The sequence below is a fragment of the Aureimonas sp. Leaf454 genome, assembly GCF_001424685.1.
Taxonomy (GTDB): domain Bacteria; phylum Pseudomonadota; class Alphaproteobacteria; order Rhizobiales; family Rhizobiaceae; genus Plantimonas.
The window spans coordinates 76813-94177 of sequence record NZ_LMQT01000023.1 but is presented as its reverse complement, the minus strand read 5'-3'; the positions used below and the strand labels follow the sequence as shown (position 1 = coordinate 94177).

Annotated in this window: 18 protein-coding genes and 1 tRNA gene; 12 read left to right on the top strand and 7 right to left on the bottom strand. The window is 68.7% G+C overall.

Annotation, left to right across the window (positions count from 1 at the left end; genetic code table 11):
* Positions 1-37: 37 nt before the first annotated feature.
* Positions 38-511, top strand: a complete 474-nt coding sequence (locus ASG43_RS18165) for a CreA family protein (protein ID WP_056508394.1) — start codon at positions 38-40, stop codon at positions 509-511.
* Between the two features lie 72 nt (positions 512-583).
* Here the strand turns inward: ASG43_RS18165 and ASG43_RS18160 are convergent, their stop codons facing one another.
* The gene (locus ASG43_RS18160) at positions 584-1753 is read right to left on the bottom strand and encodes a M20 aminoacylase family protein (RefSeq protein ID WP_056508087.1); all 1170 of its coding nucleotides are present in this window, start codon (positions 1751-1753) and stop codon (positions 584-586) included.
* A 166-nt stretch (positions 1754-1919) separates the two neighbouring features.
* Between ASG43_RS18160 and ASG43_RS18155 the strand changes: the two genes are divergently transcribed.
* The 3 genes from ASG43_RS18155 to ASG43_RS18145 all read left to right on the top strand — a co-directional run bounded on the left by ASG43_RS18155 (position 1920) and on the right by ASG43_RS18145 (position 5894).
* A complete protein-coding gene (locus tag ASG43_RS18155) occupies positions 1920-3314 on the top strand; it encodes a D-alanyl-D-alanine carboxypeptidase family protein (protein ID WP_082491036.1) in 1395 nt (464 codons plus the stop codon).
* A gap of 44 nt (positions 3315-3358) precedes the next feature.
* Entirely contained in the window at positions 3359-4555 is a 1197-nt protein-coding gene (locus ASG43_RS18150; RefSeq protein WP_056508085.1) for a GTP-binding protein, read from the top strand.
* A 271-nt stretch (positions 4556-4826) separates the two neighbouring features.
* Entirely contained in the window at positions 4827-5894 is a 1068-nt protein-coding gene (locus ASG43_RS18145) for an HD-GYP domain-containing protein (RefSeq protein WP_082491035.1), read from the top strand.
* A 39-nt stretch (positions 5895-5933) separates the two neighbouring features.
* Here the strand turns inward: ASG43_RS18145 and ASG43_RS18140 are convergent, their stop codons facing one another.
* Positions 5934-6173: a sulfurtransferase TusA family protein gene (locus ASG43_RS18140; RefSeq protein ID WP_056508082.1), complete on the bottom strand. Its 240-nt coding sequence runs from the start codon at positions 6171-6173 to the stop codon at positions 5934-5936.
* A gap of 56 nt (positions 6174-6229) precedes the next feature.
* On the opposite strand from ASG43_RS18140, the gene ASG43_RS18135 reads away from it, so the two are divergent.
* The 3 genes from ASG43_RS18135 (at position 6230) to ASG43_RS18125 (ending at position 9632) form a co-directional block, all read left to right on the top strand.
* Complete coding sequence (locus ASG43_RS18135) at positions 6230-6778, top strand: DUF924 family protein (RefSeq protein ID WP_056508080.1); 549 nt, start codon at positions 6230-6232, stop codon at positions 6776-6778.
* Positions 6779-6939: 161 nt separating this feature from the next.
* Entirely contained in the window at positions 6940-8358 is a 1419-nt protein-coding gene (locus ASG43_RS18130) for a lipopolysaccharide biosynthesis protein (RefSeq protein ID WP_156386768.1), read from the top strand.
* Complete coding sequence (locus ASG43_RS18125; RefSeq protein WP_056508076.1) at positions 8355-9632, top strand: GNAT family N-acetyltransferase; 1278 nt, start codon at positions 8355-8357, stop codon at positions 9630-9632. Before ASG43_RS18130 ends, ASG43_RS18125 begins: the two co-directional genes overlap by 4 nt.
* Before the next feature lie 13 nt (positions 9633-9645).
* On the opposite strand, the gene ASG43_RS18120 is transcribed toward ASG43_RS18125, so the two are convergent.
* Together ASG43_RS18120 and ASG43_RS18115 are read right to left on the bottom strand one after the other, a co-directional pair.
* Complete coding sequence (locus ASG43_RS18120; RefSeq protein ID WP_056508073.1) at positions 9646-10902, bottom strand: cytochrome P450; 1257 nt, start codon at positions 10900-10902, stop codon at positions 9646-9648.
* 279 nt (positions 10903-11181) lie between these two features.
* A tRNA-Leu gene (locus tag ASG43_RS18115) sits at positions 11182-11266 on the bottom strand.
* A gap of 239 nt (positions 11267-11505) precedes the next feature.
* Between ASG43_RS18115 and ASG43_RS18110 the strand changes: the two genes are divergently transcribed.
* The gene (locus tag ASG43_RS18110) at positions 11506-12036 is read left to right on the top strand and encodes a disulfide bond formation protein B (RefSeq protein ID WP_056508071.1); all 531 of its coding nucleotides are present in this window, start codon (positions 11506-11508) and stop codon (positions 12034-12036) included.
* A 28-nt stretch (positions 12037-12064) separates the two neighbouring features.
* Here the strand turns inward: ASG43_RS18110 and ASG43_RS18105 are convergent, their stop codons facing one another.
* Together ASG43_RS18105 and ASG43_RS18100 are read right to left on the bottom strand one after the other, a co-directional pair.
* On the bottom strand, positions 12065-12625 hold the full coding sequence (locus ASG43_RS18105) for an HNH endonuclease (RefSeq protein ID WP_056508069.1): 561 nt from the start codon (positions 12623-12625) through the stop codon (positions 12065-12067).
* A gap of 59 nt (positions 12626-12684) precedes the next feature.
* Positions 12685-13377 (bottom strand): DNA-3-methyladenine glycosylase, encoded by a 693-nt coding sequence (locus ASG43_RS18100; protein WP_056508067.1) that lies wholly within the window; start codon positions 13375-13377, stop codon positions 12685-12687.
* Positions 13378-13481: 104 nt separating this feature from the next.
* On the opposite strand from ASG43_RS18100, the gene gluQRS reads away from it, so the two are divergent.
* Positions 13482-14420, top strand: a complete 939-nt coding sequence (gene gluQRS / locus ASG43_RS18095; protein WP_056508065.1) for a tRNA glutamyl-Q(34) synthetase GluQRS — start codon at positions 13482-13484, stop codon at positions 14418-14420.
* On the opposite strand, the gene ASG43_RS18090 is transcribed toward gluQRS, so the two are convergent.
* A complete protein-coding gene (locus ASG43_RS18090) occupies positions 14367-15323 on the bottom strand; it encodes an AEC family transporter (protein ID WP_056508392.1) in 957 nt (318 codons plus the stop codon). The genes gluQRS and ASG43_RS18090 overlap by 54 nt on opposite strands.
* Positions 15324-15559: 236 nt before the next feature.
* On the opposite strand from ASG43_RS18090, the gene ASG43_RS18085 reads away from it, so the two are divergent.
* From ASG43_RS18085 to ASG43_RS18075, 3 genes are all read left to right on the top strand, one after another.
* Positions 15560-16459, top strand: a complete 900-nt coding sequence (locus ASG43_RS18085) for a DMT family transporter (RefSeq protein ID WP_056508063.1) — start codon at positions 15560-15562, stop codon at positions 16457-16459.
* A 107-nt stretch (positions 16460-16566) separates the two neighbouring features.
* Positions 16567-16755, top strand: coding sequence for a twin transmembrane helix small protein (locus ASG43_RS18080; RefSeq protein WP_056508061.1), 189 nt, complete (start codon positions 16567-16569; stop codon positions 16753-16755).
* Positions 16756-16771: 16 nt separating this feature from the next.
* Positions 16772-17344 carry a cob(I)yrinic acid a,c-diamide adenosyltransferase gene (locus ASG43_RS18075; protein ID WP_056508060.1) on the top strand — a complete coding sequence of 191 codons (573 nt, stop codon included), beginning with the start codon at positions 16772-16774 and terminating at the stop codon, positions 17342-17344.
* Positions 17345-17365: the final 21 nt, after the last annotated feature.

Below are 17365 nucleotides of genomic sequence, written 5' to 3'. Positions count from 1 at the left end.
TCCGCTTCCCGAGACGAAGGCTTCGCCCGTGCGCTTCATGCTTCCCGCCGTCATCGCCGCCTTGTTCGTCGGCCTGCCCGCTCTCGCGGACGAGGTCGGGGACATCGGAACGGACTGGCTCGGCAACGAGATCAAGATTGAAGCCGTGGCGGATCCGAAGATCCGGGGCGTCACCTGCCATGTCAGCTATTTCGATCGCGGCGTCGTGGATCGTCTCAGCCAGGGCAACTGGTTCGAGGATCCCTCCAATTCCTCGATCGCCTGCCGCCAGACCGGGCCGATCGTGATCGGCGACATCGACCTCGACGAAGATGGCGAGGAGATCTTCTCCACCCGTCGGTCCCTCGTCTTCAAGGCGCTGCAGGTCAACCGCGTCTATGACAAGGCCAACGACACGCTGATCTATCTCGCCTTCGCCCGCGAGATCGCGGAGGGCAGCGCGAAGATGGCGATTTCCACCATCCCGCTCTTTTCCGCGGCCCCCACCTGGGAGAAGGGTCGCCCGCAATAAAGAGAGCCGAGGAGGGCCTTGCGGGCGCTTGCCACCCGGTCCCTCTTCGCCCGCCGTCTCGCCGTCTCGCCGTCAGGCCGAGGCCAGCGCCGTCTCGGCGAGCGAGACCCAGTAGGCGATGCCGAACGGCAGAGCGCGATCGTCGAAATCGTAGCGCGCCTGGTGAAGATTCGCCGAGGGGCCGTTTCCGATGAAGACATAGGCGCCCGGCCGCGCCTCCAGCATGTAGGCGAAGTCCTCTCCGGCCATCAGCGGGGGCGCGGCTCGATCGACCTGCGCCTCGCCGACGAGCCGGGCCGCGACGTCGCCGCAGAAGGCCGCCGCCCCGGCATCGTTCACGGTGACGGGATAATTCCGCACGTAGCTCGTCGTCGCCGTGCAGCCATGGGCGAGGGCGGTTCCCTCCGCGATCGCGTGGATGCGCCGCTCGGCGGCATCGCGCGTTTCGCCCCGCAGCGAGCGCACGGTGCCGGAGACCAGCGCCTCGTCGGGAATGACGTTGTGCGCGAAGCCCGAATGGAATTGCGTCACCGAGACGACGAGCGAGTCCAGCGGATCGGTGTTGCGCGAGACGATCTGCTGGAGGGCCTGCACGATGGCGGCGCCGGCCAGGATCGGATCGGCCGTGCGGTTCGGGATCGCCGCATGACCGCCGCGTCCGGCGATCGCGATCGAGAATTCGTCCGTCGCGGCCATGATCGGACCGGGCCGCATCGCGAACCGGCCGACGGGAAGACCGGGCAGGTTGTGCATTCCGTAGAAGGCGTCGGGGGCGAAACGGTCCACGAGCCCGTCCTCGATCATCGCGCGCCCACCGGCGCCGCCCTCCTCGGCCGGCTGGAAGACGAGGATCACCGTGCCGTCGAACGCCCGCGTCTCGGCCAGTGCGCGCGCGGCGCCGAGCAGCATGGCGGTGTGCCCGTCATGGCCGCAGGCATGCATCACGCCCGAAGTCTTGGAGGCGTAGGCGAGGCCGGTTTCCTCCAGGATCGGCAGGGCGTCCATATCGGCCCGGAGCGCGATGCGGCGCGAACTCTCGCCGCGGCGTCCGCGGATGGTGGCGACGACGCCGGTGCGCCCGATGCCGGTCGCAACCTCGTCGCAGCCGAACGAGGACAGACGGGCGGCAACGAAGGCGGCCGTCTCGTGAACCTCGTAGAGAAGCTCCGGGCGCTCGTGCAGATGATGCCGCCAGCCGAGGGACTCGTCGATGGCGAGCGCGATGCGGCTGTCGTGAAGCATGAGGTCCATTTCGTTGGTCGCGCCGCTTGGCGGCCGGGATCCGACACCCTTTGCCGGCGATGTGACGCCATCTTGCCATGACACGGTCACACAGGCGAGATAGCGCGACTCCGGAAGCCTGTCGCGGTCGGTCCGCGAAGAATGGCGAAACCTGAAGGAAATCCGCTTGAAAGCCATCCGGCTTCCCTTGCGTGGCGCCACGGCTCTCCTGGCTGTCGCCTTTGCCGCCACGGTTGTCTCCGGCGCCCGCGCCGAAACCTCGATCGTCGTCGATGTCGCGACCGGCGCCGTCCTGTCGCAGAAGGACGCGACGAAGCGCTGGTATCCCGCTTCCACCACCAAGCTCATGACGGCCTATGTCGTCCTGAAGGCGGTGAAGGAGGGACGGATCAAGCTCGACGCTCCGGTCGTGATGACCCGCTACGCCGCGGCGCAGGCGCCATCCCGGATGGGCTTCGAGCCGGGCTCGGTCATGCGCCTCGACAACGCCTTGCGCATGATGATGGTGAAGTCGGCCAACGACGTCGCCGTCGCCATCGCGCAGACGGTCGGAAGCCATCTGCAGACCGGAGGAGCCGCGTCGGCCGAACGGTCGCCGGCGGCCGAGCCGGTCTCGGTCGGCGGGCCGCCGAAGGCTCCGACCCTCGACATCTCCTCGCCGGAAGCGGGCGCGCTGGCGGCTTTCGTGGACGCCATGAACGCCGATGCCGATCGGCTCGGGCTGAAGGACACCCATTTCATCAACCCGAACGGCCTGCCCGGCGAAGGTCAGCATTCGAACGCGCGCGATCTCGCCCTTCTCGGCGTCACCATCCGGCGCGAACTGCCGGAGTTCCTCCCGTATTTCGGCACCGAGGCGATCTCGGCTGGCGGTGCCGTGCTGCACAACGGGAACGGTCTGCTCGGCCGCTTCTCCGGCGCCGACGGCATGAAGACCGGCTATATCTGTGCCTCCGGCTTCAATCTCGTGGGGTCGGCGACGCGCAACGGCCGAACGCTTGTCGGGGTGGTGCTCGGCTCCGATCGATCGAGCGTGCGTGATCGTCACATGGCGGCCCTGCTCGAGGACGGCTTCGGCGCGACGCCCGGCGCAGGCTCCATGAAGATCACCGACATGGCCGCCGGCGGCGGGGAGACGGCCGATATATCCGAGCGCATGTGCTCGCCGGCCGGTCGCACCGCGCGCGCCAATGCCGTCAAGGCCGAGGAGGCCGCCATCGCCGAGGCGACCGCCAAGAAGAAGCCCTCTCCGGTGGATCTCGAAGCGCTGCCCGAGGCCGGCGGTCCCCCGACGATCGTCCAGGTCGGGCTCGGCGGCGCGGCGGGCACCGAACGGATCGCGGCGAACATCTCGCTGATCCCGTCCTACGGAATACCCCGGCCGACCTTCCGCCCGAACCAGCCGAACGACGCCGCCCATGCCGCCGCGGCGGCCGCCAAGGACGCCCCCTTGCGCGGCTCCGACGACACGCGGACGGCGTCGGCCGCCAATCTGGCGGATGATCTCGGCGTCACGAAGCGCGGCGGCATTCCCGTTCCGACGCCGCGGGCGGCAAACTGAGCGCCCCCGGCCTGCCCGCGGGCGCAGGGCCGAGGCGTCCGGCTCTGACCGGTCCGGTTCGCGTCACGGTTCTCACCGGGTTCCTCGGAGCGGGCAAGACGACGCTTCTCAACCGGCTTCTGTCCGATCCCTCGGTCACCGAGACCGGCGTCATCGTCAACGAATTCGGGGAGGCGGGGATCGACCATCTCCTCGTCGAGACCGCGCGCGACGGCATCATCGAACTGTCCGATGGCTGTCTGTGCTGTACGGTGCGCGGGGATCTCGTGGACACGCTCGCCGACCTCGCCGACCGCATGCAGACGGGCCGCACGCCGGCCTTGACGCGCGTGGTGATCGAGACGACGGGTCTCGCCGATCCGACGCCTGTGCTCGCCGCGCTGATGAGCCATCCCGCACTCGTCCAGGCCTACGCGCTGGACGGCGTCGTCACCGTCGTCGATGCGCTCTCGGGTCTCGAAACCCTCGAAAGTCACGAGGAGGCGCGCCGTCAGGCCGCGGTCGCCGACCGGCTGGTGATCACCAAGACGGACCTCGCCCCCGCCGGCGCGAAGGCCGCGCTGTCGGACGTGCTCGTCGCGCTGAACCCGCGGGCGCCGATCCTCGATGCCGGCCGCGGCGAGGCGCTTCCCGCTGTTCTCTTCGGCTGCGGCCTCTTCGACCCCGAGACCAAGATCGCGGACGTCGCGGGTTGGCTCGGGGACGGTCGACGCAGCCTCGCACGCATGCCGACGGAGCCTCGGCATCATGAGCATGAGCATGAGCATGAGCATGAGCATCACGGGCACGATGCTCATGGACACCATGGACACCCTGCCCATGAGCACCATGACCATGGGCAAGTCGGCCCGGTCTCCTCGCGCCATGGCGGCATCAATTCCTTCTCGATCCTGCACGGGGCGCCGATCCCGGTTGCCGTGATCTACGAGTTTCTCGATCTTCTCGCGGGCACGCAGGGTCCCCGGCTTCTCCGGATGAAGGCGGTCGTTGCGACCGTGGAGCAGCCCTCGCGCCCGCTCGTCCTGCACGGGGTTCGGACCTACCTGCATCCACCGGTCCGGCTGCCCTCCTGGCCGGGGGGAATGGCGCCGAGCTCGCGGCTCGTCCTCATCGGAGACGATCTCGACGAGCGCCACGTCCGCGATCTCTTCGCCGCCTTCACCGGCACGCCGCGCCTCGACGCGCCGGATCGGGCGGCGTTGACCGACAATCCTCTGGCCGTTCCAGGCTTCGCCTTCTAGAGCCTCGTGCGAGACTTGGATCTGCCTCCGCCGGCTTCGTCGCCGGGCAGCGCTGGCGGCATGGGGCAGCGCTGGCGGCTAGGGAAGCACTGGGGGGATGGGCGGCGCCGGGTTGATCGCGGCATGACGTTTCGCGCGCGGCTCCGGCGACATGGGAAAAATGTGCCGGGCGGACTTCGCTAAATGTTCAGGGATTTGACGGAGTGTCGTCGGGCCTCCTGATCGGGGCCACGTTGATTCCGCCGCTTCCAAACTCCTCCGGGCGATCCCCATGTTCCGACGCATTGCGCCGCGAGATCTTCGCCTGGGAATGTTCGTGGAGCGCATCGACGGCGACTGGATGGACCATCCGTTCTGGCGTGCCGGCTTCGTGATCGCCAAGGCGACGGACCTTCTCAAGCTGCAGAACAGCGTCGTACCCTCCGTCGTCATCGACGAGAGCAGGGGCGTCGCGGCAGAGCGGATCGCTGCGGCCAACCCGGCGAGGCCGGGCTCGTCGAACCCGCCGAAGCTATCGGGACAATCGAACGTCGCGCGACGCCGCCCGCTCCAAGCCGCCGCGCGAACGAGCGAGGCGCTGCGCCTCAACCGCAAGGTTCACGTCTGGCGTCGCGCCGTGAAGGATCTGTTTCTCGACGTGCAGTCGGGAAAGGCGATGCGGCCCGAAGCGTGCCGCGAGGTGGTCGATCAGATCTCCGCCTCGCTGGCCGAAAACCCGAAGGCCCTGATCCGTCTCACGCGCCTGAAATCGATGGACAACTACACCTTCCTCCATTCGGTGTCGGTGTCCGCACTCCTCATGCACCTCTACCGGCACCTGGGACGCGAGGAGGCCGAGATCCAGGAGATCGGGCTCGCCGGGCTCTTCCATGACATCGGCAAGCTCACGGTGAAGCCTTCGATCCTCGGCAAGATCGCGCCCCTCACCGATGCGGAACGCGAGGTCATCCGATCCCATCCCGAGCGCGGCCGTGACATCCTCGAACGCTCTCCCGATCCCTCGCAGATCCTGCTCGACGTCTGCCTCCATCACCACGAGAGGATGGACGGCACCGGCTATCCCATGGCCCTGGCGGGCGAGGAGATCAGCTTTCATGCGCGAGCCGCGGCGATCTGCGACGTCTTCGATGCGCTGACCTCCGTGCGTCCCTACAAGGCGGCCTGGACCCCGGGCGCCGCCTTGTCGAAGATGCGCAGCTGGACCGGAGCCTTCGATCCGGACCTGCTGGAGGTGTTCGCCACGTCGATGGAGCTCAGCGTCGACGAGGTCGAGTCCCCTGCACCGTCCGACACGTCGTCCTTTTCCATCAACGGCTATTCCGATCCCTCCGCCGCCTGAACGGCCGGTCTCGGGGCTGCTCCATCGCCGCCCCTTCGCTCAGGTCTCCTCCGCGCGCTCGATCAGGAAGCGTCGCGCGCCCGCGTCCTCGCTGGTGTCGATCAGGCGATGGCCCTCCGACCGGCAGAGATGGGGGATGTCGATGCCGGCCAGCGGGTCGTCCGCGATGACGAGGAATCGCGTCCGCGGGGCGGATCGCGACAAGGCCCGCCGCGTCCGCAGGGCGGGCAGCGGGCAGCGGAGGCCGCGAAGATCAAGCTCTCTGACGTCTTCCGACATGCGGGTCTCGTTCCTACATTGACGCTCGATCCTACCGCGCTGCAACGGAAGCTGCCATGAGCGACTATTCCATCGATCCCCAGCGGATCGTCGATTTCTGGCGCGATGCCGGCCCGGACCGATGGTTCGTGGCGGACGAGGCCTTCGATGCCACGATCCGGCAGCGCTTCGAAGACATCTACGAACGGGCCGCGCAGGGCGATCTCGACGCCTGGGCGGACGACGCGACGGGCGCGCTGGCGCTGGTGCTCCTGCTCGACCAGTTTCCGCGCAACATGTACCGGGGCACGCCCCGCATGTATGCGACCGACGCCAGGGCGCTCGCCATCGCCAAGGCGGCGCTCGCCCGCGGCGACGCGGTGACGCTCGGCGAGGACGTGAACCAGTTTCTCGCCATGCCGCTGATGCATTCCGAGGATCTCGCCGATCAGGATGCCTGCGTCGAATGGATGCGGGAGATCGGTCCGGAGAACCTGCCCTTCGCCGAGGAGCACCGCGACGTCGTCGCCCGGCATGGGCGTTTCCCGCATCGCAACGCAATTCTCGGACGGGTTTCGACCGACGGCGAACGCGCCTTTCTGGACGAAGGCGGCTTCGCCGGTTGATGCGATGGACCGTTCCGGCGCGCGGCCGACGCAAAGCGATCCCGCCGCTTTCGCCGCGAACGGGGCCTTAAGCTTCCTCGGCTAAGGATCATCGCGACGGGATCGTGTCGAGTCCCCGGTAGAAGCGAGTCGATCCGAACGTGATGCCTTCGGCGGAACGGATGGCGGGGCACCTGATGCCGCCGCGCTGGATGGAGCGGGCAAGGCCCTTCCTGGCCGGTCTCGACGCGCTTCTCGGCGGACGCGGGGAACGGGCGGTCTCGGCGCGGATCGCTCTCTTCGCCTTCTCCGTCCGGGTCGTTTCCGCTATCATCGCCTTCGTCAGCCAGGTGCTTCTGGCGCGTTGGATGGGCGCCTTCGAATACGGCATCTTCGTCTTCGTCCTCGTGGCCTCGGTCATTCTGGGCGGACTGTCCTGCCTCGGCTTCCAGACTGCGGTGATCCGCTTCGCGCCGGAATATCGGGCGACCGGACGGCTGGAACTGCTGCGCGGGCTGCTTCTCGCCAGCCGCCTCTTCGCCGTCGCCGTGGCGAGCTTCGTCGCCGGGCTCGGTCTTCTCGCGCTGCGCCTCGCCCCGGACGCCGTTCCCGACTACTATGTGCTGCCGCTGGTGATCGGCGCCTTCTGCCTGCCCGTCATGGCGCTCGGCGAGGTGCTGGATGGAACGTCGCGCGCGCATGCCTTCGCCAAGCTGGCCCTCTTGCCGACCTTCATCGTCCGCCCCTTGCTGCTCCTTCTCTTCATGGAGGTCGCGACCGGTCCTCTCGGCTACGGCGCGAGCGCGGTGACGGCCACCGGCTGTCTTCTCGCCGCGACCTGGGCGACCACGGCGGTTCAGCTGCTGCTCGTCGGGCGCAACGCGGCGAGGGCCGCGGGGCCCGGATCGCGCGCGATGGCCTTCCGGACCTGGGTCGCCGTTGCCCTGCCGATCTTCCTGGTGGAGGGCTTCTTCAACCTCCTGACCAATGTCGACATCCTCATGGTCGGCCACTTCATGACGCCGGCCGACGTCGCGGTCTACTATGCCAGCGTGAAGACGCTGGCGCTCGTCCACTTCGTCTATTTCGCGGTGAAGGCGAGCGCGGCGCAGCGCTTCTCGCAATATCTGCACGCCGGCGACCGCGCCCGCTACGACGCTTTCGTGCGCGAGACCATCGCTTGGACGTTCTGGCCTTCGCTGGCCGTCGCCGGCGCCATGCTCGTCGGCGGCGAGCTCCTGCTCGGGCTCTTCGGCCCCGATTTCGAGACGGGGTTCCCGCTGCTCTTCGTGCTGGTGGCAGGCGTCCTCGCCCGTGCTTCGGTGGGTCCCGCCGAAAGCGTGCTCACCATGTCGGGCGAGCAGAAGGCCTGCGCAGGGGTCTACGTCGCGACGATCGTCGTGAACATCGCCCTCAACATTCTGCTGATCCCGGCTCTCGGCCTCTTCGGCGCCGCCCTCGCGACGAGCTCGGCCATGATCTTCGAGGCGCTCGCGCTCCATGCGATGGCGCGCCGCCGCCTCGGGCTCGTCCTCTTCGTTTTCGCGCGGCAGGTGCGCGTCCCATCTCGAACGGCAGATCCAGCGGAGTGCGACCGATGAGCGCCAAGCCCCTCGCCGACGAACTGATGGCCTCGCCGAGCGCGGCGCCGGCCATGGCCTTCGTGCAGAGCGCGACGGAGACCGGCCTGCCCGATGCCAGCGTCTCGCTGCTGCGCGAGGACGGCGTGCGCCGCGTCTCGATCTATGCCCCGCGCGCGGCCTTCTCGCTCGTCGACGAGCTGGATTTCCTGACGCGACGGGCGATCGACCACAATGTTTTCTTCGCGCCGCAATTTCTGATCCCGGCCATGCCGCGGCTCGACGACCGGACGGTTCGCCTCTTCGTGATGCGCGACGAGGGAGCCCGGCGCAGCCGCGTTCGCCTTCTCATGCCTTTCTCGGTGGAGCGCGCCGGTCTGATTGCCGGACCGACCGTGATCCGCGCCTGGACCCATCCGTTCGGGCCCCTCGGCACGCCTCTCGTCGACAGCGACGATCCCGCCGGGACCTTGATCAGTTGTCTCGAAACCATGTCGGCTCCCGCGCTTGGACTGCCGGGTCTCGTCGTGTTTCCGGACCTGCGTCTCGACGGCGCCTTCGCGCGGACGCTGATCGCAGCAGCCGAGAAACTCCGCCTGCCCATGGCGAGCGCCAACACGTTCGACCGCGCCAGTCTCGACGCGACCGCGAAGCAGAGCGTCACGTCGGCCTTGTCCTCGAAGCGTCGACGGGAAATCCAGCGCCAGCGGCGGCTTCTGGAGGCCAAGGGCGAGGTCGTCTTCGAAACCGCGCGCGAGACGACGGCCGTGCGCCATGCCCTGGAGGACTTCCTGACGCTGGAGGCCAGCGGCTGGAAAGGGCGCTCGCGCAGCGCCCTCGTCATGGACCGCTACAAGGCCGCCTTCACGCGCGAGAGCGTCAATCGTCTGGCGGAAAAGGATCGCACCCGCATCTTCACGCTGCGCCTCGACGGCGCGCCGGTGGCCAGCCTCGTCGCCTTCGTCGTCGGCGGCGAGGCCTTCGCCTGGAAGATGGCGTATGACGAGAGCCACGCCGCGGCCTCGCCGGGACTGCAGATGATGATCGAGGCGAGCGATGCCCTGATCGCCGACCCCGACGTCCTGCGCGCCGATTCCTGCGCGGTGCCGGATCATTTTCTGATGAACCGCCTGTGGAAGGATCGCCTGACCATCGGCACGCTCGTCGTCGGCCTTTCGCCGGATGTCGGGCGACGCGTCGACCAGGCCGCGGAGGGCTTGGAGCGCATGCGCCGCTCCCGCAACATGGCGCGCCTGATGCGCGAGCGTCTGAAATCCATGTTGAAGATCGGCTGATCGGCGCGTCGGCTCAGAACCGGACGTCGAGACGCTCCAGCCCGCGAAAGTGCCAGCTGTTTCGCACCCGCGGGGCGTCGGCGATCGCGATCTGCGGCAGGCGCTCGTAGAGGACGCGAAGGGCGAGGCTGAGTTCGAGGCGGGCGAGCGGGGCGCCGAGGCAGAAATGGATGCCGCCGCCGAAGGCGACATGAGCCGGCGCCGCTCGCGTCGATCGATAGCGATCGGGCCGAAACGCGCCGGGCTCGTCGTAGACGGCGGGATCGCGATTGGCCGCTCCGAGCAGGAGGCCGACGCCGTCGCCGCGCCGGAGCCGCCATCCCGGCGCGATCTCGAAATCCTCGAGCGCCAGCCTCTTGAAGAGATGCAGCGGCGTGTCGAAGCGCAGCATCTCCTCCACCGTCGCTGCGCTCGACGTCTCGCTTGCAAAGAGCGCCGCGCCGGAAAGGCCGGCTTCGGCGATGGCCCGGACGCCGTTTCCGATCTGATGCACGGTCGCCTCGTGACCGGCATTGAGGAGAAGGACGAGCGTCGAGACCATCTCGTCCTCGTCGAGCCGCCCACCGTCTTCCTCGGCCGCGATCAGGTGGGACACGAGGTCGCCGCGGGGCGTCCTGCGACGCTCCGCGATGGTGCCGCGCAGGAGATCGCCGAAATCGCGGGACGCCTCGTCGGCCGCTTTGCGCGTCGCGGCGTCCGGGTTCGGGCGGTACATCTCGACCATGGCGTGCGACCAGGCGAGGAGGGAGGGCGTGGCCGCCGCATGGACGCCGATCAGTTCGGCGATGATCGCGACGGGGAGGGGCGTCGCGAAGGCCTCGACGAGATCTACCCGGCCCTTGGGAAAGGCGTCGATCAGCTCGTGGGCGACCGTTTCGATGCGCGGCGCCAGACGCTCGATCGCCCGGGAAACGAAGGCGCGCGTGACGAGGCCGCGCAGCCGCGTGTGGGTCGGCGGTTCGAGTTCGAGCAGCGAATGGGCTTCCAGGGCGTCGAAATGGCGGAGATCGCCGCTCGGCGACGTGCGAAGGGCCCGTCCCGTTCCCTCGTCGATCGGCAGGACGCGCCCCAGCCGCCGGTCGCGCAGGAGCCCGGAAACGCCGGCATGGGAGGCGACGAGAACGAGGTGTTCCTCCGTCCAGACCGCGATTCCGCCCGCCGCGTGGAGCCCGGCATAGGCGGGATAGGGATCCTGGAAGAAACCGGGATCGCCGGGATCGAAACGGATCCGGCGGTCGGACAGGTGGAACGAGGCGTCGTGCGAGGACATGTCCCGTTTTACAACATCGGTCCCGGGACCGAGAGGGGATTTTGGATGCGAGCGGCCCTCGTCGAGCACGAGAAGCGCCGGCCAGTGGTTCGAGAGAGCCCCGACGTCGTCATGGCCCTCGACCGGCGCGCTCCGACCCGTTGGCGTCGCGCCGCCACCGCGCGCGGCCCTTGGGGCCCTTCGCGGTCCGGTCCGAACGGCAGGATCGGAACATCCGTCGTGCGATGGCGACGACAGGGTGTCTTCGTGCCGAAGGCATGGGATCGAGCAAGAAAGAGATGGTGCGGGTGGCCGGGGTCGAACCGGCACTCCTTGCGGAACCGGATTTTGAGTCCGGCGCGTCTACCAATTCCACCACACCCGCAGCGGCCCGGTCGTTGCGCCGACCGGTGGACCGTCGGCAGCGCGAGCTTCTCGTCTCATGCCACGGCAGGCCGAAACGGTCCAGAACTTTCCGGCGTCGGGCGCTCCCATCAAGCTCCGAACGCCGATCCTCTCCGCGTCTTCCCCGGCGACGATCTTCCCGCTGGCCGATCGCGATGGTAGAGCGAGGGCTCCCATGGGCGGCCGCCCCGTGCGGTCGCGGAAAGGAAGCCACGCTCCATGTCGACGTCCGTTTCCCTTCGCCGACCGACGGGCCTGCGCCAGACGCTCGGCGCGGCGATCCTTCTCGTCGGCAGCGCCGCGACGGTCGGCACCGCGCTGCTCTTCGAGCATGTCGGCGGCTATATCCCTTGTGCCCTCTGCCTGCAGCAGCGCACGCCCTATTACGTCTCCATCGGTCTCGCGCTCGCGGCCCTTCTCGCGGCGAGGACGCGCGCATCCGCGATCCTGACGCGCACGCTCCTGCTCCTGATCGCGGCGGCCATGCTCTACGGCCTCTATCTGGCGGTTTTCCATGCGGGCGTGGAATGGAAGATCTGGGCCGGCCCGACCGACTGCGCCCTGGCCGGCGGCGCCGATCTCACCGGCGACATCCTCGGCACGATCGATCGCATCCAGCCGCCGGCCTGCGACCAGGCCGCAGGCCGCTTTCTCGGCCTGTCCTTCGCCGGCTGGAACGTTCCGGCCTCGGCTCTCTTCGCCTTCGTCGCGCTGCGCACGGCTTTCGGCCCGGCGGACCGCTTCGCCTGAGCCCGGCGCTCGGGGGCCGTCGACCGACCTATTCCGGATCGAGTTCGGAATCCCAATAGAGATAGTCGAGCCAGCTTTCGTGAAGGAAATTGGGCGGGAAGAGCCGGCCGTTGTTGTGGAGGTCGTGGACCGTCGGCTGGAACGGGGTCTGATGCGGCACCATGCCGGCATCCCTCGGCATCAGGCCGCCCTTCTTGAGATTGCAGGGCGAGCAGGCCGCGACGACGTTTTCCCAGGTGGTGAGACCGCCGCGCGAGCGTGGAATGACGTGGTCGAAGGTGAGTTCGTTGGGCGAGCCGCAATACTGGCACTGGAAGCGGTCGCGAAGGAAGACGTTGAAGCGGGTGAAAGCGGGATGCCGGGCCGGCTTCACATAGGCCTTGAGGCAGACCACGGAGGGAAGCTGCATCGTGAAGGTCGGGCTTCGGACCTCCTGGTCGTATTCGGCCAGAATGGTCACACGGTCGAGGAACACGGCCTTGATGGCGTCCTGCCAGCCCCAGAGCGAGAGCGGGTAATAGCTGAGAGGACGAAAATCCGCGTTGAGGACCAGCGACGGTGGCAAATGCTGCGCGACCGCGATCGTCAAGTACCCGACTCCTTTACGAACCGTGACTGCACTTTACGTCTGTCGACTATCGTGTCCTATCATGTCGCCTTTGTGAAGCCTTGGTTTTCCGCGTCGAATGGGCGCGTTCCCGGCGTGTCGGCGGGTGTCGGGCCGCCTCGCACGAGGACGGCATAGAACGCCCAGAGGAGACGCGCCGCGATCGAGCGATGGGGTGCGAAGCTCCTCGCGTGCTCCGCGACCGCCCGGATGCCCGGCCGCTCGGCCCGTCCGAGCGCGTGGCCCAAAGCTGCGCGCAGCGCCAGATCGCCGGCGGGAAAGATGTCGACATGCCCGGCCGAGAAGAGAAGGAAGCACTCCGCCGTCCAAGGGCCGATGCCGGGCAGGCGAACGAGTTCGGCGAGCGCTTCGTCCGGTGCCGCGCGGGACAGGCGCACGAAGTCGAGCTCTCTCCGGTCGACCGCCTCCGCGATGGCGAGGAGCGTGCGCTGCTTGGCGCGCGACAGGCCCGCCGCCCGAAGCACATCCTCGCCCGCGCCGCGGATCGCCGCCGCGTCGTCGAGATCGACGAGGGTGCCAAGGCGCGTCAGGATGGCGTCGGCGCTCGCCCGCGACACCTGTTGTCCGATCATCGTGCCGACGAGGCCGCGCAGACCCGGCGGCGAGACGCGCAGCGGGATCGGCCCCGCGCGATCCGCCACCGCTTGGAGAGCGGGTGCGAGGGCGAGGAGGGCGCGAAGCTCGCGGGCGATGTCGTCCTCGGTTCGGATCATGCGTTCCGTCGTGTCTCGTTGATATTCCCGGCACCGGGCCGGAGCCCGCCGGTCGAGGTCCGCCCCCCTTGCATCCACCACCACCGGCCCGGCAGCATCGCGCGATGAGCTTTCGCGATCCACCCGTTTTCCGCTTCGCCCCGAGCCCCAACGGAGACCTTCATCTCGGCCACGCCCTGTCGGCGCTGATCAATCACGCGATGGCACGCGAGTCCGGCGGACGGTTCCTCCTGCGCTTCGAGGACATCGATCCCGAACGCTGCCGTCCCGATTTCGAACACGGCATCCGGCGCGACCTCGCCTGGCTCGGCATCGACTGGGACGGCGAGCCCCGTCGCCAGTCCGAGCATTTCGCGGACTACCGCGCCGCCCTCGAACGGTTGCGGGACGAGGGGCTCGTCTATCCCGCCTTTCTGTCGCGCGGCGAGATCCGCGCCGCCGCAGAGCGTTCGGAGCGCGAGACGGGGCTGTCCTATCCGCGCGATCCCGACGGCGCGCCGCTCTATCCCGGCCTCGACCGCGATCTGCCGCAGGCGACGCGGGCCGCGCGCATCACCGCCGGCGAGCCCCATGTCTTTCGCCTCGACATGACGCGGGCGGTGGCGCGCGCGGGTGTCCTCGGCGTCGAGGAGACCGGCTCGGGGCCGGACGGCGAAACGGGCCGTCTGACGGTCGATCCCGCCGCCTGGGGCGACGTGGTGCTGGCGCGCAAGGGCCTGCCGACGAGCTATCATCTCGCCGTCACGCTCGACGACGCCATTCAAGGCGTCACCCATGTCGTGCGGGGGCGCGATCTCTTCGCCGCGACCGCCGTCCACCGTCTGCTCCAGGCCCTCCTCGATCTCCCGGTGCCGGTCTATCATCACCATGCGCTGGTGCTCGGCCAGGATGGGCGCAAGCTCTCCAAGAGCCGCGGCGACGTCTCGATCCGCGCGCTTCGCGAAGCCGGCGCGAGCCGGGAGGACCTTTGCCGGCGTCTCGGACTGCGATCAGCCGAGAAGGGCGAGCCAGAAGCTGAGCGAGGCGACGGCGAGGAAGGTTGAAACGAGGATCACCGTCGCCGCCAGCCGCTCGCCGGACTGGAAATGCGTCGCGAGCAGGAAGGCGTTGATGCCGGCGGGGCAGGCCGCCGTGATGACCGCCGCCTTCAGCCAGACCGGCGGAAGAAGCCCGACGCCGAGCACGTAGACGATACCCGGCATCAGAAGGAGCGACAGGAGCGAGACCAGGGTCGCGGCTCGCAGGTCGCCGCGCAGGCCGTAGCGCGTCAGCGACATTCCCATGGCGAAGAGCGAGACCGGCCCCGCCGTCGAGCCCAGAAGCCGCGCCGCCTCGTCGAGATCGCTCGGCAGGCCGAGACCGGTGAGGCGAAGGGCGAGTCCGCACAGGATGCCGACGACGATGCCGTTGCGCGAGAGGTTGCGACCGATCGCGGCCAAGGTGCGGGCGACGCTGGAAGGCTTGGGAACCCCATCGTCGCCCGGCGCGTCCTGGGTTGCCGCGCGCTCCATCAGCAGCGTCGCGGCGATCATCATCGTGGGGAGATGCACCGAGATGATGAGGAACAGCGCTTCCAGCGCCTCCGCGCCATAGGCGCGGTCGACGGCGGGAATGGCGACGAAGACGGTGTTGGCGAAGCTCGCGGAAATGCCGGCGACGACGCTCGTGCGCCGGTCGGTCGCGAAGAACCACTTCACGAGGATCGACGCGGTCCCCCAGGTCACGGCGACGGCGACGAAATAGGCGAACCAGAGATAGAGCGGATTGGCGTCGGCGAAGCTTGCCGTCGCCATGGTGCGGAAGAGAAGGGCGGGCACCGCGATCACGAAGACGAACTTCGTCAGCCCGTCGCCGACGGAGGCGGCGAGCAGGCCCGTTCGAGACGAGAGATAACCCGCCGCGATCAGCGCGAAGATCGGGACGACGACGTTGAGGATGGTCTGCATGAAGGCTCGTTCGCCGGTCGGGGTCTCGTCGCGGCGCATCGCCTTTGCAAGATGTTCAGAGTGTGGATTTCCCGCTGATTTGGCAAGGCATTTCCATTCCGTCCTGCCGGCTGCTATCTCGCGGGTGCGCGTCGTCTCGGCGGCGCGGTCTGCCGGACGCACGCCCGATCGCCGGGTGCCCACGCGTCGTCGCCGCATGCCCGCCGGCCCGCCGGCCATCACGATGAGCCCTCCGCATGCCGCGCCTTCTCCCGGTCTTTCCCGCCCTCTTCGTTCTTCTCTGGTCGACCGGATTCATCGGGGCGCGCTACGCCATGCCCCATGCCGAGCCCTTCACCTTCCTCGCGTTGCGATTCGTGCTGGCGCTCGTCATTCTCGTTCCGCTCGCCGTCCTCGCCCGCGCGCCGCGTCCGGCGCTCCGCCCGGCGCTCCACGCGGGGTTCGCGGGGCTGCTGATCCACGGGCTCTATCTCGGCGGCATCTTCTTTGCGGTGCGCCACGGGCTTTCGGCCGGACTGGCCGCCCTGATCGCGGGCCTCCAGCCTCTCGTGACGACGCTGCTGGCGTCCCGGTTCCTCGGCGAGACCATCCGGCTCCGCCATTGGCTCGGGCTTGGGCTCGGCCTCGTCGGCGTCGGCCTCGTGATCCTACCCAAGCTCGATCTCGATCCGACGCTCGGCTGGTCGACGCTTGCGCCGGCGGTGCTCGCCATGCTGGCCATCTCCGTCGGCACGATCTGGCAGAAGCGCTTCGTCGGCGGCCTCGATCTTCGCGTCGGCACGGCGATCCAGTATGTCGGGGGGCTCGTTCCCGTCACGATCGGCGCGTCTCTCTTCGAGACCGGGCGCATCGACTGGACAGGCGAATTCGTCTTCGCGCTTCTCTGGCTGACCCTCGTCCTGTCGATCGGAGCGATCTTCCTCCTCCTCTTCCTCATCCGGGAGGGCGCGGTGTCGAAGGTCTCCTCGCTCATGTACCTGACGCCCGGCGTCACCGCGGTGATGGCCTTCCTTCTCTTCGGGGAGCGGCTGGCGCCGATCCAGCTCCTCGGCATGGCGCTTGCCGGCATCGGCGTCGCCGCCGCGACGCACACCCGCCGCCCGAAGACCGCGCCGGTATTCGATTCGACCGCCTGAAGCCGCGTCGCCCCGCCGCCTCGCTCGAAAGGCGAGGCTTGCCTATATGGAGCGTGCAACGGTCCATCCGGCCTCAGACGGTCCCATCCCAAGGCAGAGCCCCAGCGATGTCCAGCGTTCTCAATGTCCTCGCCCTCGTTGTCATGGTCGCCGTCGCGGTCGTCCTCCTGATGGGTCTCCTCAACATGATGCGCGGCGGTTCCGGCAACACGTCGCAGAAGCTCATGCGCGCCCGCGTCATGCTCCAGGCGATCGCCGTCCTGGTCATGGTCGGCGCGCTTCTCCTCGCGCGCTGAGAACGGAGTCACGGTCATGGTCAAGCTGAACCGCATCTACACCCGCACGGGCGACGACGGCACGACCGGTCTCGGCAGCGGCCCCCGGCGCCTGAAATCCGATGCGCGGCTGGAGGCGATCGGAACGGTGGACGAGTTGAACGCGACGGTCGGGCTCGCGCGCCTCCAGGCCGACGCGGCGCTGGACGCGATGCTCTCGACGATCCAGAACGATCTCTTCGACCTCGGCGCCGATCTCGCGACGCCGGAAACGCCGGAGCCGCTGCCCTACGAGCGCTTGGCGATCACGCAGGGACAGGTCGAGCGGCTGGAGCGCGAGATCGATGCGATGAACGCGCGGCTGGAGCCCCTGAAGAGCTTCGTTCTGCCCGCCGGTTCTCCCTGCGCCGCTCATCTGCATCTTGCGCGGACCGTCTGTCGGCGAGCCGAGCGGGTGATGGTGGCGCTCGCGCGCGTCGAGGGCGAGATCGTCGGCCGGCCGGCGCTGCTCTACGTCAACCGCCTCTCCGACCACCTCTTCGTCGCCTCCCGGATCGCCAACGACGAGGGCCGCGCGGACGTGCTCTGGGTGCCCGGCGCCAGCCGCTGAGCCCTCGGCCGACGGACGAAC